Source organism: Enterobacter cloacae complex sp. P12RS (assembly GCF_014895875.1).
Lineage (GTDB): Bacteria > Pseudomonadota > Gammaproteobacteria > Enterobacterales > Enterobacteriaceae > Enterobacter > Enterobacter bugandensis.
Genome location: NZ_JADBQO010000015.1, coordinates 72,534 through 96,035, shown reverse-complemented (window position 1 = coordinate 96,035; position 23,502 = coordinate 72,534). Strand labels below are relative to the sequence as shown.

Annotated in this window: 21 protein-coding genes; 3 read left to right on the top strand and 18 right to left on the bottom strand. The window is 59.3% G+C overall.

Translation table 11 applies throughout. The features are described from left to right. Positions 1–11 precede the first annotated feature (11 nt). Entirely contained in the window at positions 12–1,526 is a 1,515-nt protein-coding gene (locus IM284_RS11040) for a tripartite tricarboxylate transporter permease (protein ID WP_041908947.1), read from the top strand. Here IM284_RS11040 and menE read toward each other — a convergent pair whose 3' ends face one another. From menE to IM284_RS11000, 8 genes are all read right to left on the bottom strand, one after another. Continuing rightward, a complete protein-coding gene (gene menE / locus IM284_RS11035; RefSeq protein ID WP_047367984.1) occupies positions 1,527–2,888 on the bottom strand; it encodes an o-succinylbenzoate--CoA ligase in 1,362 nt (453 codons plus the stop codon). Next, the gene (gene menC / locus IM284_RS11030) at positions 2,885–3,850 is read right to left on the bottom strand and encodes an o-succinylbenzoate synthase (RefSeq protein ID WP_047367985.1); all 966 of its coding nucleotides are present in this window, start codon (positions 3,848–3,850) and stop codon (positions 2,885–2,887) included. The genes menE and menC overlap by 4 nt, the downstream gene beginning before the upstream one ends. Continuing rightward, positions 3,850–4,707, bottom strand: coding sequence for a 1,4-dihydroxy-2-naphthoyl-CoA synthase (menB, locus tag IM284_RS11025; RefSeq protein ID WP_028013920.1), 858 nt, complete (start codon positions 4,705–4,707; stop codon positions 3,850–3,852). Before menB ends, menC begins: the two co-directional genes overlap by 1 nt. Next, positions 4,704–5,480: a 2-succinyl-6-hydroxy-2,4-cyclohexadiene-1-carboxylate synthase gene (gene menH, locus IM284_RS11020; RefSeq protein WP_047367986.1), complete on the bottom strand. Its 777-nt coding sequence runs from the start codon at positions 5,478–5,480 to the stop codon at positions 4,704–4,706. The genes menB and menH overlap by 4 nt, the downstream gene beginning before the upstream one ends. Then, a complete protein-coding gene (menD, locus tag IM284_RS11015; protein ID WP_047367987.1) occupies positions 5,477–7,147 on the bottom strand; it encodes a 2-succinyl-5-enolpyruvyl-6-hydroxy-3-cyclohexene-1-carboxylic-acid synthase in 1,671 nt (556 codons plus the stop codon). Before menD ends, menH begins: the two co-directional genes overlap by 4 nt. An 88-nt stretch (positions 7,148–7,235) precedes the next feature. Next, a complete protein-coding gene (menF, locus tag IM284_RS11010) occupies positions 7,236–8,531 on the bottom strand; it encodes an isochorismate synthase MenF (RefSeq protein WP_047367988.1) in 1,296 nt (431 codons plus the stop codon). Positions 8,532–8,616: 85 nt separating this feature from the next. Beyond that, positions 8,617–8,922, bottom strand: coding sequence for a stress response protein ElaB (gene elaB, locus IM284_RS11005; RefSeq protein WP_028013924.1), 306 nt, complete (start codon positions 8,920–8,922; stop codon positions 8,617–8,619). A 53-nt stretch (positions 8,923–8,975) separates the two neighbouring features. After that, positions 8,976–9,437 carry a GNAT family N-acetyltransferase gene (locus tag IM284_RS11000; RefSeq protein ID WP_047367989.1) on the bottom strand — a complete coding sequence of 154 codons (462 nt, stop codon included), beginning with the start codon at positions 9,435–9,437 and terminating at the stop codon, positions 8,976–8,978. A 71-nt stretch (positions 9,438–9,508) separates the two neighbouring features. Between IM284_RS11000 and rbn the strand changes: the two genes are divergently transcribed. Together rbn and IM284_RS10990 are read left to right on the top strand one after the other, a co-directional pair. Next, on the top strand, positions 9,509–10,426 hold the full coding sequence (gene rbn, locus IM284_RS10995) for a ribonuclease BN (protein WP_047367990.1): 918 nt from the start codon (positions 9,509–9,511) through the stop codon (positions 10,424–10,426). A 64-nt stretch (positions 10,427–10,490) separates the two neighbouring features. Next, positions 10,491–11,495, top strand: a complete 1,005-nt coding sequence (locus IM284_RS10990) for a chemotaxis protein (protein WP_028013927.1) — start codon at positions 10,491–10,493, stop codon at positions 11,493–11,495. 91 nt (positions 11,496–11,586) lie between these two features. Here IM284_RS10990 and nuoN read toward each other — a convergent pair whose 3' ends face one another. From nuoN to nuoE, 10 genes are all read right to left on the bottom strand, one after another. Further along, positions 11,587–13,044, bottom strand: a complete 1,458-nt coding sequence (gene nuoN / locus IM284_RS10985; protein ID WP_028013929.1) for an NADH-quinone oxidoreductase subunit NuoN — start codon at positions 13,042–13,044, stop codon at positions 11,587–11,589. 6 nt (positions 13,045–13,050) lie between these two features. Beyond that, entirely contained in the window at positions 13,051–14,580 is a 1,530-nt protein-coding gene (gene nuoM / locus IM284_RS10980) for an NADH-quinone oxidoreductase subunit M (RefSeq protein WP_008500214.1), read from the bottom strand. A gap of 76 nt (positions 14,581–14,656) precedes the next feature. Continuing rightward, the gene (gene nuoL, locus IM284_RS10975; protein ID WP_045629894.1) at positions 14,657–16,498 is read right to left on the bottom strand and encodes an NADH-quinone oxidoreductase subunit L; all 1,842 of its coding nucleotides are present in this window, start codon (positions 16,496–16,498) and stop codon (positions 14,657–14,659) included. Next, entirely contained in the window at positions 16,495–16,797 is a 303-nt protein-coding gene (nuoK, locus tag IM284_RS10970; RefSeq protein ID WP_003861496.1) for an NADH-quinone oxidoreductase subunit NuoK, read from the bottom strand. Before nuoK ends, nuoL begins: the two co-directional genes overlap by 4 nt. Continuing rightward, positions 16,794–17,348: an NADH-quinone oxidoreductase subunit J gene (gene nuoJ / locus IM284_RS10965; protein WP_008500212.1), complete on the bottom strand. Its 555-nt coding sequence runs from the start codon at positions 17,346–17,348 to the stop codon at positions 16,794–16,796. The genes nuoK and nuoJ overlap by 4 nt, the downstream gene beginning before the upstream one ends. A gap of 10 nt (positions 17,349–17,358) precedes the next feature. Continuing rightward, positions 17,359–17,901, bottom strand: coding sequence for an NADH-quinone oxidoreductase subunit NuoI (nuoI, locus tag IM284_RS10960; protein WP_003861491.1), 543 nt, complete (start codon positions 17,899–17,901; stop codon positions 17,359–17,361). A 13-nt stretch (positions 17,902–17,914) separates the two neighbouring features. Further along, positions 17,915–18,892 (bottom strand): NADH-quinone oxidoreductase subunit NuoH, encoded by a 978-nt coding sequence (gene nuoH, locus IM284_RS10955; RefSeq protein WP_008500211.1) that lies wholly within the window; start codon positions 18,890–18,892, stop codon positions 17,915–17,917. After that, complete coding sequence (nuoG, locus tag IM284_RS10950; RefSeq protein WP_047367991.1) at positions 18,889–21,612, bottom strand: NADH-quinone oxidoreductase subunit NuoG; 2,724 nt, start codon at positions 21,610–21,612, stop codon at positions 18,889–18,891. Before nuoG ends, nuoH begins: the two co-directional genes overlap by 4 nt. Positions 21,613–21,667: 55 nt before the next feature. Then, the gene (gene nuoF / locus IM284_RS10945) at positions 21,668–23,005 is read right to left on the bottom strand and encodes an NADH-quinone oxidoreductase subunit NuoF (protein ID WP_006811381.1); all 1,338 of its coding nucleotides are present in this window, start codon (positions 23,003–23,005) and stop codon (positions 21,668–21,670) included. After that, a complete protein-coding gene (nuoE, locus tag IM284_RS10940) occupies positions 23,002–23,502 on the bottom strand; it encodes an NADH-quinone oxidoreductase subunit NuoE (RefSeq protein ID WP_006176513.1) in 501 nt (166 codons plus the stop codon). The genes nuoF and nuoE overlap by 4 nt, the downstream gene beginning before the upstream one ends.

Here is a 23,502-nt window from a genome sequence, read left to right as displayed (position 1 = left end):
CGGAGCACGCTATGGATACCTGGATTTACCTCTCGCAGGGGTTCGCCGTGGCGATGACCCCGGAAAACCTGGTGATCGCCCTGATCGGCTGTTTCGTGGGCACAATTGTCGGCCTGCTGCCGGGCCTTGGGCCGATCAACGGCGTGGCGATTTTACTCCCGCTGGCGTTTGCCCTGCATCTGCCTGCGGAATCGGCGCTGATCCTGCTGGCAACGGTCTACATCGGCTGTGAATATGGCGGACGCATTTCGTCGATCCTGCTTAACGTGCCGGGGGATGCGGCGGCGATCATGACCGCGCTGGACGGCTACCCAATGGCGCGGCAGGGACGCGGCGGCGTGGCGCTCTCCATCTCTGCGGTCAGTTCATTCTTTGGCTCACTGATTGCCATTGGCGGCATTATTCTGTTCGCTCCTGCGCTGGCCCAGTGGTCGCTGGCGTTTGGTCCGGCAGAATATTTTGCCCTGATGGTGTTCGCCATTGCCTGCCTCGGCAGCATGATGGCGCAAAATCCGCTGAAGTCGTTTTTATCCGCGCTGATTGGCTTAGGGTTAGCCACCGTCGGCGTGGATGCCAACACCGGGGTCTATCGCTTTACCTTCGACAGCGTTCACCTGTCCGATGGCGTGCAGTTCATTGTCGTCGTGATCGGCCTGTTCTCTGTCTCTGAGATCTTACTGATGCTGGAGCATACCAGCAGCGGGCAGACGCTGGTGCGCAAAACCGGCCGGATGCTCTTTAGCGCTAAAGAGGGCGCGCAGTGCATCGGCGCCACGCTGCGCTCGTCGGTGATTGGCTTCTTTGTCGGCATCCTGCCGGGTGCCGGGGCCACTATCGCCAGCGCCATCACCTACATGACCGAGAAGAAGCTCAGCGGCAATAGCGACAGCTTTGGTAAAGGCGATATTCGCGGCGTCGCCGCGCCTGAGGCGGCCAATAACGCCTCGGCCTGCGGCTCGTTTATCCCGATGCTGACCCTGGGCGTGCCGGGATCCGGCACCACGGCGGTGATGATGGGCGCGCTGACGCTCTATAACATCACGCCCGGCCCGGCGATGTTTACCGAGCAGCCTGATATTGTCTGGGGGCTGATTGCCGCGCTGCTGATCGCCAACGTCATGCTGCTGGTGATGAATATCCCGCTGATTGGGCTGTTCACCCGCATGCTGACGATTCCGCTGTGGTTCCTGGTGCCCGCCATTGCCGCCGTCTCTGCGGTGGGGGTTTACGCGGTGCACAGCACCACGTTTGACCTCGTGCTGATGGTGGTCCTCGGCGTGTTCGGCTACATCTTGCGAAAAATGCACTTCCCAATGTCTCCGCTGATTTTGGGCTTTGTGCTGGGTGAGATGCTGGAGCAGAACCTGCGCCGCGCCCTGTCCATCAGCAACGGTAATGTGTCGATACTGTGGGACAGCAGCGTCGCGAAGGTTCTGTTAGCGCTCGCGGTCATGGTGATTGTGGTGCCGCCGGTGTTGCGCCTGCTGCGTCGTCGCCAGCGCAAACCGGAGCCGGATATCGGCTAACTATACGGACAGCTGGGCATTGACCCACTGCTTTAACGCCTGGCGGGAGATCTTAATCCCGCCATTTTTTAGCTCAGACGGCAGCACCAGCCAGTGAACGGGCTGCTCAAAGCGCGCCAACCTGCCCTGTACCCAGGTCGGGAAACGGGTGATATCCGTTCCCGGCTCGCACTCCACCACCGCCACCGGACGCTGTCCAAACTCGGCGTCATCCAGCGGGACGATAAACACCTGGTTAATCTGCGGATGCGCGGCGATAACGCGCTCCAGCGATTCCGGCTGGATCCCCTCTCCACCGCTGAAAAAGAGATTGTCCATGCGGCCTAAAATCGTCAGACGGTCGCCATGCCATTCCCCGCGATCGCGAGTGGCAAACCAGCCCTGCGCGTTGGTCAGCGGTATCAGGGCGCCGTCCCGCCAGTAGCCGGAAGCCATGCTCTGCGCTTTGATCCAGACTTCACCGTTAACGACCTGCACCTCTCTGCCCGGCAGCGCACGGCCCACGTCCGGATCGCCGTCAGCCTCTTTTGCGCAGACGGTAGAGGCAAACTCGGTGAGGCCGTAGCCGCAGTACGTCCGAACGCCCTGTTCCCGGGCCTTTTGCGTCAGCGTCACGGGAATGGCCGCCCCGCCGAGCAGCACCGCTTTCAGTGCGATGTGGCTTTCGCTATTGAGGAGACGCCAGAGCTGGGTCGGCACCAGCGAGGCGTGGGTGCAGCCGCGTAGCGCCTGCTCCAGCGGCTGCTTCTCGCGCACGGTTAAGCGCGCACCGGCCTGCAGCCAGCGCCATAAAATCCCCTGGCCGGAAACGTGAAACAGCGGCAGCGAAAGCAGCCAGTCGTCATTATCCCCGTAGGGCATCAGCGACAGCACGCCGCGGGCGCTGGCAAGATGGGCGGCGCAGGTATGCACCGCCGCCTTCGGCAGCCCGGTGGAGCCGGAGGTGAGCGTCATGGTGGCCAGCCGCGCCGGCTGCCACGCAGCGCAGTACGCATCCGCTGGCTCGCACATGCTCAGGCCATGAAGGCCGTCGTAGCTGCCGTCCAGCACCAGCGCAAAGCGCTGCGTCATCTGCGGGATCAGCACGTCGAGCAGCGGGCGCGGCAGCTGCGGATTAACGGGAAGAATACGTGCCCCGCACTGAAGCAGCGCCAGCCATGCCAGCAGCGTTTGCGGGTGGTTATAGGCCAGCAGCATTACGCCATCGCCCTCCGCCACGCCCTGCAGGTGAAACCCTGCCGCAAGGCGGTCGACGCGCACGCACAACTGCTGCCAGGTGAGCGCTTCATCATTCAGCCGCAGAGCCGGTTTATCGGCAAAAAGCCCGCGCCAGTGACGCCAGGGCCAGTCGGTAAAACTCATAGCAACGGCTCCAGCGCCTCTGCGTCGAGGCACGGCAGCGTGCTGGCAGGCCACTCGCGGAGAAGCTGAGCCTGCATAAGGTTCAGCGTGTCGAGGCCGGGAACCGTGTCCGGCGTTAACCAGGCGGCAATGCGCGCCAGCTGGGTCAGCCCCAGGCTGGACTCTATCGACGAGCTGATCACCGCCGTCAGCCCCAGCGCGTGCGCCGCCGAGACCTGCTCGCGCACCTTCGCCAGGCTGCCGGTTAGCGTCGGCTTAATCACCACCGCGCTGACGCCGGGCTCGGCGACAAATTCAAAATCGTCCTCGCGCAGGCTTTCATCCCAGGCGATGGCGATCCCCGTTTCGCGGGCAAAGGCGCGCGAGTCATCGCGGGTTTTGCACGGTTCTTCGAGGAAGGCAATGCGGCTGCGGTACGCCGGGTTGACGTACCTGGCGAACTGCTGCGCCTTAAGCGGCGTCCACGCGCGGTTGGCATCCAGACGCAGGTGCAGATCGGGGATTGCTTCCAGCAGCAGGTTGGCGACCATGCCGTCACGCACCGCTTCGTAGAGACCGACTTTGATTTTCGCCACTTTCTCGCCCGGCATGGCGGCGAGCAGCGCGAACAGCTCGTCCGGGTCGCCCGTGCAGAGCGGTGCCGCGCGATAGTTAGCCTCTTCCGGCAGGCTACCGTCCAGCTCCGCCAGCGCGCAGCTGATGCCAAAGGCGGCGGAAGGTGCGTCCGGTAATGCTGGGTTTGCGCCCTCACGCCACGCCTTTACCCACGTCAGCAATGCAGACTGCGCCTCATCCAGCGACTCCAGGCTAAAGCCTGGCAGAGGCGAAATCTCGCCCCAGCCTTCCCGCTCGCCCTGCTGCAAATGCACGAAGAAGCCGTCCCGGGTTTTTAAACGCCGTTCACGCAGCACCACGCCCGCGTCCATCGGTATCTGCCAGCGGTAAACCTGCGCGCGACGCATTACGGATTCCGTTTGTATTTGCTGAAGTCTGGCTGGCGTTTTTCGTTGAACGCGTTGCGCCCTTCCTGACCCTCTTCGGTCATGTAGAACAGCATGGTGGCGTTACCCGCCAACTCCTGCAGACCCGCCTGACCGTCACAGTCGGCATTAAGTGCCGCTTTCAGGCAACGCAGCGCCATCGGGCTGTTTTGCAGCATCTCTCGGCACCAGCGCACGGTCTCTTTTTCGAGATCGGCAAGCGGCACCACGGTATTCACCAGGCCCATATCCAGCGCTTCCTGTGCGTTGTACTGGCGGCACAGGAACCAGATTTCGCGGGCTTTTTTCTGCCCGACGATGCGCGCCATGTAAGAGGCACCCCAGCCGCCGTCGAAGGAGCCCACTTTCGGGCCGGTCTGGCCGAAGATGGCATTTTCAGCAGCGATGGTCAGGTCGCACATCATGTGCAGCACGTGGCCGCCGCCGATGGAGTAGCCCGCCACCATCGCGACAACCGGTTTCGGGCAGGTGCGGATCTGGCGCTGGAAATCGAGGACATTCAGGTGGTGCGTACCCGCATCGTCCTGGTATCCGCCGTAGTCGCCGCGCACCTTCTGATCGCCACCGGAGCAGAAGGCCTTCTCGCCTTCACCGGTCAGCACGATCACGCCGATACTGTCGTCGTAGCGCGCATCCGCCAGGGCCTGAATCATCTCTTTGACGGTCAGCGGACGGAAGGCGTTACGCACCTGCGGACGGTTGATGGTGATTTTGGCAATGCCGTCGGCGGATTTGTGGTAACGAATGTCGGTGTAGCCTTCGGAGCAGTCCTGCCATTCAACCGGCGCATAAAGCATGTGTTCATCAGGATAGATCATAGAGTGTCCTTTATTCGAAGACGCAGTATCTGAGCCAGACTCGCGGCAACCGCGTCGGGGTTTTCCCGGTGGGCGTTGTGTCCGGCGTTTGGAATCGCATGGCGAACGGCGTCCAGTTCAGCGGCCAGGGCCGCGAACTTCTGGTCACGTTCACCGTAGAGATAGTCAAAAGGGAAATTGCATACGCTAATCGCGGCACGCAAATCGGGCTGCACGGCCAGCGACGTTGCTTCGAGCATCTTCGCCAGCGTCGCGCCGTTGTTCTGGCTGCGCAGGGCGATAAGCGCCTTGCGCTGGTGGTCAGTGAGGGAAGCAAATACCGGCTGTTGATACCAGTCGGTAAAGACCTTTTCCAGCGGTTCGGTGCGAAAACGCGTCGCCCAGCGGCGGTCGGATGTCCACCGCGCGTGACGCTCATCCTCATCAAGCAGGCCCGGATGTCCACCTTCAACGATCACCCCCAGCAGCCCCTTTGGCTGCTGGCAGGCATGAAACATCGCAATGCGGCCGCCGAGGGAGTACCCCACCAGCCAGTAGTTCAGTATGTTGTAACTAAGTAGAGTTCGGGTAAGTAACGTGCTCATCTCGTCGAACCCCGTCACGGCAATATCCCCGGACGCACCGTGGCCCGGCAGGTCAAGATAGAGCCGGGAATACTCGCCGAGTGGCTTCCCGACAGCCTGCCACTCGCGGCAGTCGCCGGAAAAACCGTGCAAAAAGACCAGCCAGGGATAGCCCGGTTTTCCGGCCTGCTGCACGCCCGAGAGGATCACAGCTGGCTCACCTGCGCCAGCAGGCTTTGCAGGGTCTGCGCGCCGTCGGCCTCGTTCACCACCAGCTCAATCAGCGTCGTGCCCGGCTGCTTCCAGGCGGTGCTTAACGCCGCTTCCAGCTGTTCCCAGCTTTCCGGGCGATGGTATTTCAGGCTGAACATCGCCGCGGCGTGTTCAAACTGCACGTTCTGCGGCATCAGGTAGAAGCGCTCGCGCTCGCTCTGGGGCGTTGGCAACAGGGAGAAAATCTGCCCGCCGTTGTTGTTGACCACAATCAGCACAAACGGCGCGGACGCCTGACGCAGTAGCGCCAGCGCGTTGAGATCGTAGAGCGCGGAGAGATCGCCCACGATCGCCAGCGTCGATTTCGCGCTGGCGCGCTGCACCCCCGCCGCCGTCGAGATCAGCCCGTCGATGCCGCTGGCACCGCGGTTGCTGTACACCGGGTAGCCCACCGGCAGCTGCGAAAAGGCATCGATCAGCCGCACGACCAGGCTGTTGCCGACAAACAGCTGCCCCTGTTCTGGCAGGTATTGGCGAATACGGTGCGCCAGCCCGGCCTCGCTGAATGTCTCACAACGCGCTTGGGTGATTTCCCACGCCTGACGCGACAGCTCAGGGATCGCCACCGCCCAGGGCTGACGTTTTTCCGCCGGGTGCAGTTCCAGCCAGCTATCAATTTTGCTCACCAGACGACGGCCGCGATGGTGCGCCGGGTCGAGCCGCCCTTCCAGCGCGTCCACCACCCAGTACTCTTCCGGCGTGCAGGTCGCCTGCCACTGCAGCAGACGTTTTCCGGTCAGGCTTGCGCCGATCTGGACCACAATCTGCGCCTGCGAAAGCTCAGTAACCGCTTTCGCGTTACCCAGCCAGAGATCGGCGCACGGCAGCGGCTGGCCGGTCTGGGAAAGCACGTCGCCAATCAGCGGCCAGCCGAGGGTTTGCGCCCATTCGGCGACCAGCCTGCCTTCGGCGGCGCTCATGCGCCCGGCGATGACCACGCCTCGCTTCTGCCGCCAGAAGAACCAGTCGCGCTGTTTCGCGCTCTCAAGATGCGTCTGCTCGCGCAGCCACGGCTTTTCGCTCTGCCACCATTCGCCGAGCGACCGCTGCCAGTCAAGGCCGGTATCGTCCAGCTCGCCGTACAGCGGCTCGGCAAACGGGCAGTTGATATGCAGCGCCCCGCTGCGCAATGTCGCCATGGCGTGATCGACGGTGGAGACCAGCCAGCTTGCAGGAATATCCTGGGTGGGACGCGGTAACGAAACCGTCTGCGAAGGGTGCGTAGAAAAAAGTCCGGGCTGGCGAATAGCCTGATTGGCGCCGCAGTCGATTAGCTCAGGCGGACGGTCGGCCGTCAGCAGGATCAGTTTTTCACCGGTTAACCCGGCTTCAATCAGGGCCGGATAGAGGTTCGCCACGGCGGTACCGGAAGTGACAATCACCGCCACGGGTTCTTTGCTGACCTTCGCCAGCCCGAGCGCGAGATGTCCCAGACCTCGCTCGTCAAAGTGGGTGTGGTGAACAAACGCCCGGTTTTCAGCCGCCGCCAGCGTCAGCGGCGTTGAGCGAGAACCCGGTGCAATACACACGTGCCTGACGCCATGGCGCGTCAGGGCTTCAAGGATCACCGCCGCCCAGCGTCGGTTAAAAGAACTTACTGACATGAGATTGTCCGGTATCAAGAATGCGACACAGTATAAATAATAGAAAAAATTGGAATTTTGATATGAATCGGGATTGCGCGAATCAGTATTAATCCCTTAGGAGCAGAGAGCGCAATCCGGCGGCTTTGTTTTCGATCTCCTGCCACTCCTGCTCCGGGTCAGAGCCGCTGACAATGCCCGCTCCGGCGTAAAGCCGCAGAGCGTCTTCCTGTACGCGCGCCGAGCGCAGCGCCACGCAGAATTCGCTTTGTTCGGGGGATAAATACCCGGCCGAACCGGCGTACCACTCGCGGTTAAAGGGTTCAACGTGCTGAATAAACTCGCGCGCTGGCTGTCGCGGAAGCCCGGCAACCGCCGCCGTCGGCTGTAGCACGTGCAGGCACAGCTCATCGTCGGCCTGCTTGAGCTCGGTCCAGATACAGCGGCGTAAGTGCTGCACTTTGCGCAGGCGGACGACCTGAGCCGGCAACACCTCCAGCGTCTGCGTATGGTGTTGAAGACGCTGGCAGATATCTTCCACCACCAGCATATTTTCGCGCTGGTTTTTATCGTCATTCAACAGCCACTCGCCCAGACGCTGCGCCTGTTTATCGTCAGTATGGCTGGCGACGGTGCCCGCCAGCGCTTCGGTGCGCAGCAGCTTACCGCGCCGCCGCCAGAGACGCTCGGGCGTGGAGCCGAGAAACGCGTTGGTGGCGTCGAATATCATGCAGAAATGATAGCAGTTTAAATTCAGGGCGCGGCTGGCGGCCATCAGCGCGACGGGGTTAACGCGCTGTTTACACTGCAGGTCGGTTGCTCGGGCGAGAACGACCTTTTCGAAATCACCGCGTGCAATCGTCTCTGTCGCTTTGCCGATAAGGCTAAGCCATTGCGGTTTTTCCGGGTGATGGGTTTCGCGCTCAACCTGCACGGAGAGCGGACGGATCGGTCTGGCGGGAAGCAGTTGCTGTAAGAACGCCCGCGCGGTGTCGGCATCGTCCTCAAGCGAGCTGTCGCTCCACAGCTGCAGACGCAACGTGGCGTTGCCAGCGGTACGTCGCCACAGCAGACGCGGTAAAAAGAGGCTGCCCTGCTCCGGGTTAAACGCGTTCAGGCCACAGATACGGGTATCTTCAGGGGCGTGTTGCGCACTTAAAAACTGCGAGGCTAACGCCAGAGAGGAGAATTGGACGACCGCTCCCAGCGCGGCCAGCTCTTCATCGCCGTTACGCTGTTGCCAGTAAAACTGGGGATAGCACTGCTGCTCGCCCAGCCAGGCGAGGGGATCGAAGGCATCGTTTAACGGGAAAGAGACGTCGAAATGACGCAGGCCGGATGTGGCAGGTAACACTTGCGAAAGATGGCTACGCAATTGTTCCAGCGCGAGGAAAATCGAATTCACGCGAACCTCTCCCTGTTAAAACCTCATATTATACGGGGTACCATAAGAAATATCAGTACCCACGTATAGGGAGTGGTTAAACGGCTTAACGACGGGCCAGCAGCAGACCCAGCACCAGCCCTACGGCTGCGCCCACCCCAATGCCCTGCCACGGTTTTTCATGGACGTAATCATCGGCACGATAAACCGCTTTTTTGGCGCGGTAGTAGTATGTATCAGACGCATGGCTGACGCGGTTTTTTACGTCGTGGAGCGCCTGCTCGGCACGGGCTTTCAGCTCGATATATTTCTGATCGGCAGGGTCGCCCGAGGAACGTAACACCTCTTCCAGCGTTTCGCTCAGTAAGGTCAGGTCGTCGTCGATACGGGTATCCCAGGATTGAAATGACATATTTTTCTCCATGTTAGTACACCAGTCCGCTAACTATAGACAACGACGCGCCATTACGCCTGTTTCGCTTCCCGCGCCATGCCGATGTGCGGAATACCGTCTTCGTCGTAGATGTCAGTGACCGGCATAAAACCGAAATGACCATAGAAGGATTGCAGGTGCGCCTGCGCGCCCAGGTATAACGCCTTGTCCGGCCACTGTTTCTGGCATGACTCCAGCGTTTTTTCCATCAGCTGATAGCCCAGTTTCTCACCCCGCGCGTTACCGCTGATAATGACCCGGCCTATCACCACGGGCTCGACATCGTCCTCGCTTTTCAGAATCCTCGCATACGCCACCAGCTCGTTATCCTTCCAGCCGAGGATATGGCGGTTTTGGCCAACGAGGTCATCGCCGTCGATGTCCTGATACGGGCACGTCTGTTCAACCACAAACACTTCGCAGCGCAGTTTAAGCAGCGCGTAGAGCGAATGAACGGTGAGCTCACTATGATGTAAATCTTGCCACTGGATCATCTCTTTCTCCTTCCTGGGGTTCATCACGTTATACTAAACCCCTCCCCGTTCGGCAAAGGGCTGATTGCGTTATGGAACTGATTTTTCTGGGTACGTCCGCTGGCGTGCCAACCCGCTCACGAAACGTGACGGCAATTCTGCTGGATCTTAAGCACCCCACCCGCGGCGGGCTGTGGCTGTTTGACTGCGGTGAAGGGACGCAGCATCAGCTGCTGCACACCGCGTATCACCCCGGCAAGCTGGATAAAATTTTTATTACTCACCTGCACGGCGACCATCTGTTTGGCCTGCCGGGCCTGCTGTGCAGCCGCTCCATGGCCGGCAACGCCAATCCGCTGACGATTTACGGGCCTGCGGGTGTGCGTGAATTTGTTGAAACCGCGCTGCGCCTGAGCGGATCATGGACGGATTATCCGCTGGAGATCGTTGAGATTAGCGAAGGCCTGGTTTTCGATGACGGTGATTATAAGGTGAGCGCGCAGCCGCTGAATCATCCCGTTGAGTGCTATGGCTATCGCATTGAAGCGCATGACAAACCCGGCGCGCTGGACGCCGCCGCGCTGATGGCCGCTGGCGTAAAACCCGGACCGCTGTTCCAGCGCCTGAAGCACGGCGAGACCGTCACGCTGGAGGACGGTCGCGTCATCAACGGTCAGGATTATCTCGCCGCGCCCGAGCCGGGCAAGAAGCTGGCTATCTTTGGCGACACGGCCCCGTGCCCTGCCGCCCTTCAGCTTGCCCGGGGCGTTGACGTGATGGTGCACGAAGCCACGCTGGAAACGGCGATGGAAGAGAAAGCCAACGGCCGCGGCCATAGCTCAACGCGTCAGGCGGCGCAGCTTGCCCGCGACGCGGGCGTCGGAAAGCTGATCGTCACTCACGTCAGTTCCCGCTACGACGCGCGGGGGTGTGCAAGCCTGCTGGCAGAGTGCCTGGCGGTGTTCCCGGCGTGTGAGCTGGCCGAAGATTTCGCTAAGGTCAGCGTTTAGCCCTTCATTTTTCTCTCAGAATGCCGATAACGATTAAAAGGTCAGCATTTCTCTCGAGGGTAGAATGGATAATTTCCAGAAAGATATTGATGACAGGGCGAATCTCACCCTGTCGAACCGTTTTGAATTGTTGCTGTTCCGTCTTGGCACCTCTCTGAACGAAAATAAATCCGAGCTGTTTGGCATTAACGTCTTTAAGCTGCGTGAAATTGTGCCGATGCCGGAATTCACAAAACCCGCCGGGATGAAATCACCGCTGATGGGGATGGTGAATATTCGCGATCAGGTGATCCCGGTGATCGATCTTGCCGCCGTGGCGGGCTGTAAGCCTACCACCGGGCTGAACATCCTGCTTATCACCGAATATGCCCGCAGCGTGCAGGCCTTTGCCGTGGAGTCGGTTGAGAACATTATGCGTCTGGACTGGAAGCAGGTGCACGCCGCGGAGACCGCCGTCAGCGGCCGCTACATCACCAGCATTGCCTGCCTGGATGAGAAAACGGATACCAACGATCTGGCGATGGTGCTGGACGTTGAGCAGATCCTCTATGACATCACCCCAGCCAACCACGATCTGCACGCCACCAATCTGAAAACCACCAAGTTCAACATCAAGCCAGGCGCAGTCGCGATTGTGGCGGAAGATTCCAAAGTGGCGCGTTCGATGCTGGAGAAAGGTCTGCAGGCGATGGAGATCCCAGCGCAGCTGCACATCACCGGCAAAGACGCGTGGGAAAAAATTGGCGTTCTGGCCGCGCAGGCGCAGGCTGAGGGCGTGCCGATCACCGATAAGATCGCTCTGGTGCTGACCGACCTCGAAATGCCGGAGATGGACGGATTTACGCTGACGCGCAAAATCAAAACCGACCCGGTTCTGAAGGATATTCCGGTAGTGATCCACTCCTCCCTTTCCGGCAACGCCAACGAAGATCATATTCGCAAGGTGAAGGCGGACGGGTACGTGGCGAAGTTTGAGCTGAACGAGCTGTCGTCGGTGATTGAGGAAGTGCTGGATCGTTCGATGAAGAAGATTGGCGGGCCGCTTATAAGCAGGAAGCAGCTGGCTTAGGTCCTGTGCGGGCTGGTGCACTCACCTCATCCTTCTCCCACGGGGAGAGGGCGCAAACCATAAAAAACCCGCCGAGGCGGGTTTTTTGTTTTTACATTAATGGCATCGCTCGCTGCACGATATCAATCAGCGGCTGCGGATAGATACCGAAGATCAGCACCAGCAGCGCGGAGATAAGCACCACGATACCACCGGCGCTGTACTGCCAGTTGCCTGGAGCATCGCGGTTGAGCTGCTGAGGCGCGCTCAGGTACAGGCTCACGGCCACGCGCAGGTAGTAGTACAGACCAATCGCGGAGCCGATAACGACACCGGCAGTCAGCCACCACAGGTGCGCCTGCACACCGACGGCCAGCACGTAGAACTTACCGATAAAGCCCAGCGTCATCGGGATACCCGCCAGAGAGAGCATCATCACGGTCATTACCGCGGACAGAATTGGACGGTGCCAGAACAGACCACGGTAGGAGAACAGTGAATCGGCATCCGGACCACGGTACGGGCTGGACATCAGGCTCACCACGCCGAAGGCGCCGAGGCTGCTGAACAGGTAACCGGCCAGATACACGCCTACGGCTTCCATCGACATCTCACCGCTCTGCAGCGCAATCAGCGCCACCAGCAGGTAGCCCAGATGAGAGATGGACGAGTAGCCCAGCAGACGCTTGATGTTGGTCTGACTCAGCGCCATCAGGTTACCGAAGATGATGGAGACGAACGCGATGATGCCCAGCACCACGCGAACGGCTTCACTATCACCCACCGGCGCGTACAGGAACAGACGCATGACCACACCGAAGATAGCGATTTTGCTCGCCGTCGCCAGGAAGGTCGACACCGGAGCAGGCGCCCCCTGGTATACGTCTGGTGTCCACAGGTGGAACGGAACCAGAGAGAGCTTGAAGCCGAGGCCAACGATCATCATGCCCAGACCCGCCAGCAGCAGCGGCTCATGGAGCATGCCGTCGCCGAGGCTCTTGCCGAGCGCCATGAAGGAGAGGTTACCGGACTGTGCGTACAGCAGCGCAATACCAAACAGCAGGAAGGACGACGCGGCAGCAGACAAAATGGTGTACTTGATGCTCGCTTCCAGAGAGCGCTTCTGACGGAAGGCGTAACCAATCAGGCCGAACAGCGGCAGAGAGATCAGCTCAATACCGAGGAACAGCGCGGCCAGATGGTTGGCATTCGCCAGCAGAATGCCGCCCAGCGCGGCAATCAGTACCAGCAGGTAAAACTCTTCTTTGTTGTCGTTGTAGCCTTCGAGCCACGGGTAAGCAAAGGTACAGGTTGCCAGGCTCGCCAGCAGCACCAGCCCGGTGTAGAGCATGGCGTAACCGTCAACGCGCATCAGCGGCGTGACGTCCATCGCCCCGCCCTGGCCAACAAACCAGAGTGAGACTAACGCGGCATTCAGGCCGATGACCGACAGCGTGGCATTCAGGAAGTGATTGCGTCGCCACGCAATGGAGAGCATCACAACCACCACCGTCAATCCGACGATCAGCAGCGGTAGCAGCGCGATCAGTTGTTGTGGAGTTATTGTCATGGCGAATTACGGCCTTGTAGTAGAAACAGAATTAACAAACCACTGCTGGATATTGCCCATCGCGCTGTGCGAGGTATCCAGAATCGGCTGCGGGAAGAAGCCCAACAGCACCAGCAGTACGACCAGCAGCAGGATGATGAACAGCTCACGCAGCGACATCCCCGGCAGTTCTTGTGCAGCAATTTCGCTCTTCGCTTTACCGAAGTAAGCGCGGTGCAGCATCGCCAGCGAGTACACGGAAGCGAACACCAGACCAAAGGTGGAGATCACGGTAATCACCGGTACCACTTTGAAGCTGCCGAACAGAATCATGAATTCGCCGACGAAGTTACCGGTGCCCGGCATCCCCAGGGTAGCCACCGCGAAGAACATGGAGAGCGCTGGCAGCCATTTAATTTTGCTCCACAGACCGCCCATCATACGCATGTCGCGGGTATGCAGACGTTCGTACAGCTGGCCGCACAGGATGAAGAGACCGGCTGCGGACAGACCGTGCGCAATCATCTGGATCACCGCGCCCTGGTACGCCAGCTGGCTGCCGGTGTAGATAGCAATCAGCACGAAGCCCATGTGGGAAACGGAGGTATAAGCAATCAGACGCTTGATGTCGTATTGCGTGAAGGCCATCCAGGCACCGTAGAAGATACCGATCACACCCAGCCACATGGCAATCGGTGCGAACTCCGCGGAGGCATTCGGGAACAGCGGCAGTGCGAAACGCAGCAGACCGTAGGCCGCCGTTTTCAGCAGGATGCCCGCCAGGTCAACGGAACCCGCCGTTGGTGCCTGGGAGTGCGCGTCTGGCAGCCAGCCGTGCAGAGGAACCACCGGCATTTTCACCGCGAAGGCAATGAAGAAGCCCAGCATCAGCAGGTATTCAACGCCGTGTGACATCGGGGTCTTCAGCAGGTCTTCATAGTTGAAGGTCCAGGTGCCGGTTGCGTTGTGATGAACGAACACCAGCGCCAGAATGGCAATCAGCATTACCAGACCGCTCGCCTGGGTATAGATGAAGAACTTGGTTGCCGCCGTGATACGCGTTTTACCGTCGGACGCCTTGTGGCCCCACAGCGCGATCAGGAAGTACATCGGCACCAGCATCATCTCCCAGAAGAAGAAGAACAGGAACATGTCGATGGCAAGGAACACGCCGATCACGCCGCCCAGGATCCACATCAGGTTCAGGTGGAAGAAGCCCTGGTATTTTTCGATTTCTCGCCAGGAGCAGAGTACCGCCAGAACGCCGAGCAGACCGGTCAGCACCACCATCAGCAGCGACAGACCGTCAATCGCCAGGTGGATCGTAATGCCGAAACGCGGGATCCACGGCAGGATAAACTCAGACTGCCACTGCGGAATGCCCGCAGACTGGGTCAGTGAGTAACCGCCCTGCAACCACAGTTGCAGGCCAAGCGCGAGCGTCAATCCCATGGTGATCAGCGCGATCCAGCGCGGCATCTTCACGCCAAAGCGTTCGGTCTGCCAGCACAGGAAGCCGCCGATGAAGGGAATTAATATTAGCCAGGGTAGTAACATGGCGATTTACATTCCTTTTTAAGGCCCCCAGCAGGGGCCTGATTTTCAACGAATTCGAATAAAATTCACTTAACGATCAACGCAATACCATCAGCAGCGCCAGCACGACAACCGCACCGATGCTCATGGACGCCACATACCAGCGCAGGTAACCGTTCTCGCTGTACAGCAGGCCTTTACCTGCAAAGCGGGAGAGGATCGCCGGGATGTTCATCAGGCTGTTCAGCGGGTCGCGCTTCAGCAGCCACGCAACGCCCAGGAACGGCTTAACGAAGATCATGTCGTACAGCCAGTCGAAGCCCCACGCGTTGTACCACCAGGTGCCCAGCAGGCGGCCCGGCGCACTGTTGGCCACGGCAGTGACCAGCGTACGTTTGCCCAGCCACAGCCATGCTGCAATCAGGATACCCGCGATAGCGACCACACCGGAGGTGATTTCAAGCGTCAGAACGCGACCGTGCTCAAGCTCGGTGGTGTCTGGCAGTACGCCCTGCAGCGGTGGCACAATCATCGCGCCAACGAAGGTAGACAGTACCAGCAGCACAATCAGCGGCAGGTGGTGGGTAATCCCCTTCCCTGCGTGAGCGTGAATTTGTTCTTTACCGTGGAATACGATGAAAATCATACGGAAGGTATACAGGGAGGTCATGAACGCACCGACCAGACCCGCAACCATCAGATTGATATGACCATTCGCCATGGCACCCGCAAGGATTTCGTCCTTACTGAAGAAGCCCGCGGTGATCAGCGGCAGTGCCGCCAGCGCCGCGCCGCCCACCAGGAAGCAGACATAGACCAGCGGGATGGACTTACGCAGTCCGCCCATTTTGAAGATGTTCTGCTCGTGATGGCAGGCCAGAATCACCGAACCGGATGAGAGGAACAGCAGCGCTTTGAAGAACGCGTGCGTCATCAGGTGGAAAATGGCCGCGTCCCACGCCTGAACACCCAGCGCCAGGAACATGTAACCAATTTGGCTCATGGTGGAGTACGCGAGAACGCGCTTGATGTCGGTCTGAACCAGCGCGGCAAAGCCTGCCAGCACCAGCGTGACCGCACCGACGATACCCACCAGATGCAGAATTTCCGGGGTCATCAGGAACAGGCCATGGGTACGCGCAATCAGGTAAACACCGGCGGTTACCATGGTCGCAGCGTGGATCAGCGCGGAGACAGGGGTTGGACCCGCCATCGCGTCGGCCAGCCATGTCTGCAGCGGCAGCTGCGCGGATTTACCCACGGCACCACCCAGCAGCATCAGCGTTGCCCACCACAGCATGTTGTTGCCTGCGGCGAAGTGTGCTGGCGCCAGTTCCACCATTTCGCGGAAGTTCAGCGTGCCCAGTTCGTTGTAGAGAATGAACAGCGCGAACGCGAGGAAGACGTCACCCACGCGGGTCACGACGAACGCTTTCATGGCCGCTGCGCCATTCTTCGGATCGGTATAGTAGAAACCGATCAGCAGGTAAGAGCACAGGCCCACGCCTTCCCAGCCCAGATACATCAGCAGCAGGTTATCGGCCAGCACCAGAACGACCATGCTGGCAATAAACAGGTTGGTGTAGGCGAAGAAGCGGGAGTAACCCTCTTCACCGCGCATGTACCAGGAGGCAAACATGTGGATCAGGAAGCCGACGCCGGTGACCACGGAGAGCATGGTCAGCGAGAGGCCGTCCAGCACCAGGTTGAAACCGATGTTGAAATCACCGACCGACATCCAGGTCCACAGCGGCACGCTGAAAGGCTGGCGTCCGTTGTTAAAGAAGTCGATACCCGCATACGCTGTGACCAGCGCGGCCAGGCCGACAGAGCCCATGCCAACGGTCGCGGACAGATTCTCAGACCAGCGGCCGCGAGAAAACGCCAGCAGCACGAAGCCAATCAGCGGAAAAATAATGGTTAAGGCAAGCATGTTCATCCACGCAACTCACTTACTGAATCGATGTTCAGATTCTGGCGGCGACGATGGAGCTGCAGCAACAGCGCCAGGCCAATACTCGCTTCAGCAGCCGCGAGGCTGATGGCGAGAATGTACATCACCTGACCATCGGTCTGGCCCCAGTAGCTTCCGGCGACCACGAAGGCCAGCGCGGAGGCGTTAATCATGATTTCCAGGCCGATCAGCATAAACAGCAGATTGCGGCGGATAACCAGACCGGTCAGACCCAGAACGAATAAAATCGCAGCGAGGATCAGTCCATGTGTTAAGGGGATCATGCGCGCTCCTCCGTTTTTCTTTTCGCGCGGTCGTCAGTGCGGTTGCTCAGCACCTCGCCAGCACGCTCTTCGCGGCCAACGTGGAAAGCCACAACCAGGCCTGCCAGCAGCAGCATAGAGGCCAGTTCCACCGCCAGAACGTATGGGCCAAAGAGCGTGATACCCACCTCTTTCGCACCAATTGGCGTGCCGTCGATGCCCTGATCGTTGACGCCCAGAATGGCGTAAACGATCACCACCAGCATGATGGCCGACAAAATTGCCGGGCCAATCCACACCTGCGGTTTTAACCACTGACGTTCCTGCTCAATTTCAGAGCCGCCCAGGTTCAGCATCATCACTACGAACACGAACAGCACCATGATGGCCCCGGCGTAAACGATGATCTCCAGCGCACCGGCGAAGTGCGCGCCCAGTGCGAAGAACACCCCGGAAATGGCCAGCAGCGAAATGATTAAGTACAGCAGCGCATGCACCGGATTGGTGTGCGTAATCACTCGCAGCGTAGCCAGGATGGCGATAAGGCCACAGATATAAAAAGCGAATTCCATTGCCCTCTCCTTACGGTAACAGGCTCTTGACGTCGATAGGCTTAGCTTCGTTCTCTGCTTCGCCCTTATCTTTGCCGTCGATTGCCATACCCGCCATCCGGTAGAAGTTATATTCCGGGTATTTGCCCGGACCGGAAATCAGCAGATCCTCTTTCTCGTACACCAGATCCTGACGCTTGTACTCACCCAGCTCAAAGTCTGGAGTCAGCTGAATCGCCGTGGTTGGGCACGCTTCTTCACACAGACCGCAGAAGATGCAGCGTGAGAAGTTGATGCGGAAGAACTCAGGGTACCAGCGGCCGTCTACCGTCTCGGCTTTCTGCAGAGAGATACAGCCGACCGGACACGCTACCGCACACAGGTTACAGGCAACGCAGCGCTCGGAACCGTCCGGGTCGCGCGTCAGCACGATACGGCCACGGTAGCGCGGCGGCAGATATACCGGCTCTTCCGGGTACATCCGGGTTTCGCGTTTAGCAAACGCGTGCAGGCCGATCATCCAGATACTGCGTACCTGGGTACCGAAACCTACCAGTAATTCTTTTAAGGTCATGGTCTATAGCCCCTTATGGCTGCTGCCAGAGAATGACAGCTGCCGTTACCAACAAGTTGACGAGCGTCAGCGGCAGGCACACTTTCCAGCCGAAGGACATTACCTGGTCATAACGTGGACGCGGTAACGCTGCGCGAATCAAAATGAACATCATCATGAAGAACGCGGTTTTCAGCGCGAACCAGATGAACGGCGGTAAGAACGGGCCATGCCAGCCACCAAAGAACAGCGTTACCATCAACGCGGAAATGGTGACGATACCGATGTACTCGCCCACAAAGAACAGACCGAACTTCATGCCGGAATATTCAATGTGGTAACCGTCGGCCAGTTCCTGTTCGGCTTCCGGCTGGTCAAACGGGTGACGGTGACACACGGCCACGCCCGCGATAGCAAAGGTAATAAACCCAAAGAACTGCGGGATAACGTTCCAGATGTCGGCCTGGTTGTTGACGATGTCGGTCATGTTGAATGAACCGGCCTGCGCCACCACGCCCATCAGGGAGAGCCCCAGGAACACTTCGTAGCTCAGCGTCTGCGCGGAAGCACGCATCGCGCCCAGCAGCGAGTATTTGTTGTTACTGGACCAGCCTGCGAACAGGACCGCGTAAACCGCGAGACCAGCCATCATCAGGAAGAACAGAATGCCGATGTTCAGGTCAGCGACCACCCAGGTCGGGCTGACCGGAACGATAGCAAACGCCAGCAGCAGCGAGGTGAAGGCGATCATCGGTGCCAGAGTAAAGATCACGCGATCCGAGAAGCGCGGGATCCAGTCCTCTTTAAAGAACATCTTGATCATGTCCGCGACCAGCTGGAGTGAACCACCCCAGCCCACGCGGTTCGGTCCGTAACGGTTCTGGAACAGACCGAGCAGACGACGTTCACCAAAGCTCATGAACGCGCCGCAGGTGACGACCACCAGCAGGATAACAATCGCTTTCAGAATGCTCAGCAGGATGTCGATAAGATCCGGCGTTAACCAACTCATGCTTTTGCCTCCTGCAGATTATCAAGACACGCACCCGCCAGAACCGGCGCGATGCCAGGCATACCCATCGGCAGACCGACCTGCCCTGCTGTCAGATTTTCAGAAATAATCAGCGGCAGGCTGATGGTCTGGCCGTCATAGCTAAAGGCGATGTTCGCGCCCGCGTTAACGCCAAGCTTCGCGGCATCCGCTGGGTTGAGCTTGATGTACGGCTGCGGCATACGGGTCTGGAAGACCGGTGAACGCTGGGACAGCTCGTCGCTACCGAACAGGTGGTAGTACGGGGCAATACGCCAGCTACCGTCCTGCGCCTGGAAGCTCGCCGGTACGGTGGTGAAGAAGTCCAGACCGGTTTCGGAAGCTTCAATCAGACGCACGCCCGGATCGCCGTGGCGCAGGGAGCCGCCCACTTCAGCCTGGAACTTGTTCCACGCCTGCGGGGAGTTCCAGCCCGGAGCCCATGCGAACGGGATTTGCGAACGCGGGGCAGACGGCTGGTTGTTCCCTTCCATGGAGAAGGCGAACATGGTGTCTTTATCCTGCGGCTGGCGCGGTTCGTGTACGCTGATGTTGGCGCGCATAGCGGTACGGCCGCTGTAGCGGTGCGGTTCACGCGCCAGCTTCTGGCCGCGGATGCGGAAGCTTGCTTCAGGTGCGGCATCTTTAATGCCTGCCAGCTGAGGCAGTTTTTCCACCACCGCGTCGATAACGTGGTCGAGCTGCGTCCAGTCCACTTCACGGCTCTGCACGGTGCTGTGCAGGGAGTGCAGCCAGCGCCAGCTTTCCAGCATCACGGTGTTGCTGTCGTAGTACGCCGGGTCATAAACCTGGAAGAAACGCTGCGCGCGGCCTTCGTTGTTGATAACGGTACCGTCGCTTTCTGCGAAGCTTGCCGCAGAGAGCACCAGGTGCGCTTTGTCCATGATCGCGGTGCGCTGATGGTCAATCACCATCACCAGCGGCGCTTTGGAGAGCGCGGCGTCAACGCGAGCGGCAGACGCGTGGCGGTGCAGATCGTTTTCCAGCACCACAACGGCGTCAGCGGCACCGGATTCCAGTTCGCTTAACGCTTCTTCCAGCGAGCCGCCGCCAATCATGCCCAGACCGATGCTGTTTACCGCACGGGCAATCATGGTCACGCCGACGTCTGCACCGCGGCCTTTCAGGGCTTTGGCAACGTTCGCGGCGGCCTGAATGATTTCAGCGCTACCGGCGTTGGTACCGGAAATAATCAGCGGTTTCTTCGCACCAGCGAGGGCCTGAACAATCACGTCGACCTTGTTTTGCAGGTCGCGATCCAGTTCAACGGCCGGTGAGCTGTTGTCCAGCGCGTGGGCAATGGCAAAGCCAAGACGCGCCTGGTCTTCAACCGGCGCGCAGTAGGTCCACGCCGCGATATCGTCCAGACGGGTATTGTCGACGTTGGTCACAAACAGAGGATGCTTCGCGCGCTGACCGATGTTGAGGATCGCCGCAATCTGCCAGTCAGCCACTTTCTGCGCAGCTGCCATTTCACGTGCTTTACCCTTCACCGCCTGACGAACCGCCAGGGCCGCGCGGGCGCCGGTCTGCGTCAGGTCTTCACCCAGCACCAGAACCGCATCATAGGATTCAATTTCGCGCAGCGCAGGGGTATGGATACCGCCTTCACGCAGCACTTTCAGTACAAGCTGAAGACGTTCCTGTTCGCCCTGGGCGATACCGGTATAGAAGTTTTCCGCTCCAACCAACTCGCGCAGCGCGAAGTTGCTTTCGATGCTGGCGCGCGGGGAGCCGATGCCGATCACTTTCTTCGACTGGCGCAGGATATCTGCCGCGCCCTGCATCGCCTGTTCAGCATTCAGGGTAATAACATCGTCGCCACGGCGCTGAACCGGCTGACGCGGACGGTCTTTCAGGTTCACATAGCCATAGCCGAAACGACCGCGGTCGCACAGGAAGTAGTGGTTAACGGTACCGTTGTAACGGTTTTCGATACGACGCAGTTCGCCGTAGCGCTCACCCGGGCTGGTGTTACAGCCGAGGGAACACTGCTGGCAGATGCTTGGTGCAAACTGCATGTCCCATTTACGGTTGTAACGCTCGGAGTGGGTTTTATCCGTGAATACGCCGGTCGGACAGATTTCTACCAGGTTACCGGAGAATTCGCTCTCCAGCACGCCGTCTTCCGGACGGCCGAAGTAGACGTTGTCGTGCGCGCCATAGACGCCCAGATCCTGACCATCTGCATAGTCTTTGTAGTAACGCACGCAGCGGTAGCAGGCGATGCAGCGGTTCATTTCGTGAGAGATGAACGGCCCCAGATCCTGGTTACGGTGGGTACGCTTGGTAAAGCGATAGCGACGGAAGCTGTGACCGGTCATCACGGTCATATCCTGAAGGTGGCAGTTACCGCCCTCTTCACAAACCGGACAGTCGTGCGGGTGGTTGGTCATCAACCACTCCACCACGCTTTCGCGGAACTGTTTGGCTTCTTCGTCATCAATCGAAATAAAAGTGCCTTCGGTGGCTGGCGTCATACAGGACATCACCAGGCGACCACGCGTGTCTTCCGCGTTTTGATATTGCTTCACCGCACACTGGCGGCAAGCACCGACGCTGCCCAGCGCCGGATGCCAGCAAAAGTACGGAATATCGAGGCCAAGAGACAGACAAGCTTCCAGCAGGTTGTCCGCCCCGTTGACTTCGTATTCTTTGCCGTCTACATGAATCGTAGCCATTAGCATGCTTCCAGTTGGCTCAGTCGAAACCGAGCGTTAATCAAAATTCTTGTCGTTACCAGCGCGCTTTCAGCAGGTTCGGCTGAATACCATTGATCGAATGGGTATTGCTGAACGGCTGCTTGATGCCTGCTTCGAATTCGTCGCGGAAATATTTAATCGCGCTCTGCAGCGGCTCGACGGCACCCGGTGCGTGGGCGCAGAAGGTTTTACCTGGCCCTAAGAATCGACACAGTTGCTCAAGCGTCTCGATATCGCCAGGCTGGCCTTCGCCGCGCTCGATGGCGCGCAGGATCTTCACGCTCCACGGCAGACCATCACGGCACGGTGTACACCAGCCGCAGGACTCACGGGCGAAGAACTCTTCCAGGTTACGTACCAGCGAGACCATGCCGATCTCGTGGTCAACGGCCATCGCCAGTGCCGTACCCAGACGGCTGCCTGCTTTACCAATGCTTTCGAATTCCATCGGCAGGTCAAGGTGGGCTTCGGTCAGGAAGTCCGTCCCTGCCCCGCCCGGCTGCCAGGCTTTAAATTTCAGGCCATCGCGCATGCCGCCGGCGTAGTCTTCAAGAATTTCGCGTGCGGTGGTACCGAACGGCAGTTCCCAGACGCCAGGGTTCTTCACGCGCCCGGAGAAGCCCATCAGCTTGGTACCGGCATCTTTGCTTGAGGAGATGCCCTGATACCACTCCACGCCGTTGGCGAGGATAGCCGGGACGTTACACAGGGTTTCGACGTTGTTTACGCAGGTCGGTTTACCCCAAACGCCGGAGCTTGCCGGGAACGGTGGCTTGGAACGTGGGTTCGCACGGCGGCCTTCCAGGGAGTTAATCAGCGCAGTTTCTTCACCGCAGATGTAGCGCCCGGCACCGGTGTGCACGAACAGTTCGAAGTCAAACCCGGTACCCAGGATGTTTTTACCCAGAAGGCCGGCTTCGGTGGCTTCGGCAATCGCGCGACGCAGGTTTTCTGCCGCTTCGATGTACTCACCGCGCAGGAAGATGTAGCCACGGTACGCTTTCAGCGCAAACGCGGAGATCAGCATGCCTTCCACCAGCAGGTGCGGCAACTGCTCCATCAGCAGGCGGTCTTTATAGGTGCCTGGCTCCATTTCATCGGCGTTACACAGCAGGTAACGGATGTTCATGGATTCGTCTTTCGGCATCAGGCTCCACTTCAGACCAGTGGAGAAGCCCGCACCGCCGCGGCCTTTCAGACCGGAATCTTTCACCGCATTAACGATGTCGTCCGGCGCCATGCCGCCGAGGGCTTTACGCGCACCGGCATAGCCGTTTTTGCTCTGGTATTCGTCGAGCCATACCGGCTGTTTGTCATCGCGCAGACGCCAGGTCAGCGGATGCGTCTCAGCAGTACGAATTACAGTTTTCATTTGTACTGCTCCAGCAGGTCAGGAATCGCTTCCGGCGTCAGATGGCTGTGAGTGTCCTCATCAATCATCATGGTCGGCCCCTTGTCGCAGTTACCCAGGCAGCAGGTTGGCAGCAGAGTAAAGCGTCCATCGAACGTGGTCTGGCCCGGCTTAATATTGAGCTTTTTCTCAATCGCAGCCTGAATGCCCTGATAGCCGGTAATGTGGCAGACGACGCTGTCACAGTAGCGGATCACATGGCGGCCAACCGGCTGACGGAAGATCTGGCTGTAGAACGTGGCTACGCCCTCTACGTCACTTGCCGGAATGCCCAGCACTTTTGCGATCTCGTAAATCGCCCCATCCGGCACCCAACCACGCTGTTTCTGTACGATTTTCAGCGCTTCAATGGACGCCGCACGCGGGTCTTCGTAGTGGTGCATCTCGTGCTCAATGGCGGCACGCTCTGCTTCACTCAGCTCAAAAGCCTCGGTTTGTGGTTGTTGATTCTCGTGCAT

Excerpts from the sequence above, each read along its gene's own strand:
- nuoJ (WP_008500212.1), bottom strand. The coding sequence starts at position 17,348 with ATGGAATTCGCTTTTTATATCTGTGGCCTTATCGCCATCCTGGCTACG.
- nuoG (WP_047367991.1), bottom strand. The coding sequence starts at position 21,612 with ATGGCTACGATTCATGTAGACGGCAAAGAATACGAAGTCAACGGGGCG.
- nuoM (WP_008500214.1), bottom strand. The coding sequence starts at position 14,580 with ATGTTACTACCCTGGCTAATATTAATTCCCTTCATCGGCGGCTTCCTG.
- IM284_RS11000 (WP_047367989.1), bottom strand. The coding sequence starts at position 9,437 with ATGATCCAGTGGCAAGATTTACATCATAGTGAGCTCACCGTTCATTCG.
- nuoH (WP_008500211.1), bottom strand. The coding sequence starts at position 18,892 with ATGAGTTGGTTAACGCCGGATCTTATCGACATCCTGCTGAGCATTCTG.
- menC (WP_047367985.1), bottom strand. The coding sequence starts at position 3,850 with ATGCGTCGCGCGCAGGTTTACCGCTGGCAGATACCGATGGACGCGGGC.
- IM284_RS10990 (WP_028013927.1), top strand. The coding sequence starts at position 10,491 with ATGGATAATTTCCAGAAAGATATTGATGACAGGGCGAATCTCACCCTG.
- nuoI (WP_003861491.1), bottom strand. The coding sequence starts at position 17,901 with ATGACCTTAAAAGAATTACTGGTAGGTTTCGGTACCCAGGTACGCAGT.
- nuoN (WP_028013929.1), bottom strand. The coding sequence starts at position 13,044 with ATGACAATAACTCCACAACAACTGATCGCGCTGCTACCGCTGCTGATC.
- IM284_RS11040 (WP_041908947.1), top strand. The coding sequence starts at position 12 with ATGGATACCTGGATTTACCTCTCGCAGGGGTTCGCCGTGGCGATGACC.
- nuoL (WP_045629894.1), bottom strand. The coding sequence starts at position 16,498 with ATGAACATGCTTGCCTTAACCATTATTTTTCCGCTGATTGGCTTCGTG.
- nuoK (WP_003861496.1), bottom strand. The coding sequence starts at position 16,797 with ATGATCCCCTTAACACATGGACTGATCCTCGCTGCGATTTTATTCGTT.
- nuoE (WP_006176513.1), bottom strand. The coding sequence starts at position 23,502 with ATGCACGAGAATCAACAACCACAAACCGAGGCTTTTGAGCTGAGTGAA.
- elaB (WP_028013924.1), bottom strand. The coding sequence starts at position 8,922 with ATGTCATTTCAATCCTGGGATACCCGTATCGACGACGACCTGACCTTA.
- rbn (WP_047367990.1), top strand. The coding sequence starts at position 9,509 with ATGGAACTGATTTTTCTGGGTACGTCCGCTGGCGTGCCAACCCGCTCA.
- menB (WP_028013920.1), bottom strand. The coding sequence starts at position 4,707 with ATGATCTATCCTGATGAACACATGCTTTATGCGCCGGTTGAATGGCAG.
- menD (WP_047367987.1), bottom strand. The coding sequence starts at position 7,147 with ATGTCAGTAAGTTCTTTTAACCGACGCTGGGCGGCGGTGATCCTTGAA.
- nuoF (WP_006811381.1), bottom strand. The coding sequence starts at position 23,005 with ATGAAAACTGTAATTCGTACTGCTGAGACGCATCCGCTGACCTGGCGT.
- menE (WP_047367984.1), bottom strand. The coding sequence starts at position 2,888 with ATGAGTTTTACCGACTGGCCCTGGCGTCACTGGCGCGGGCTTTTTGCC.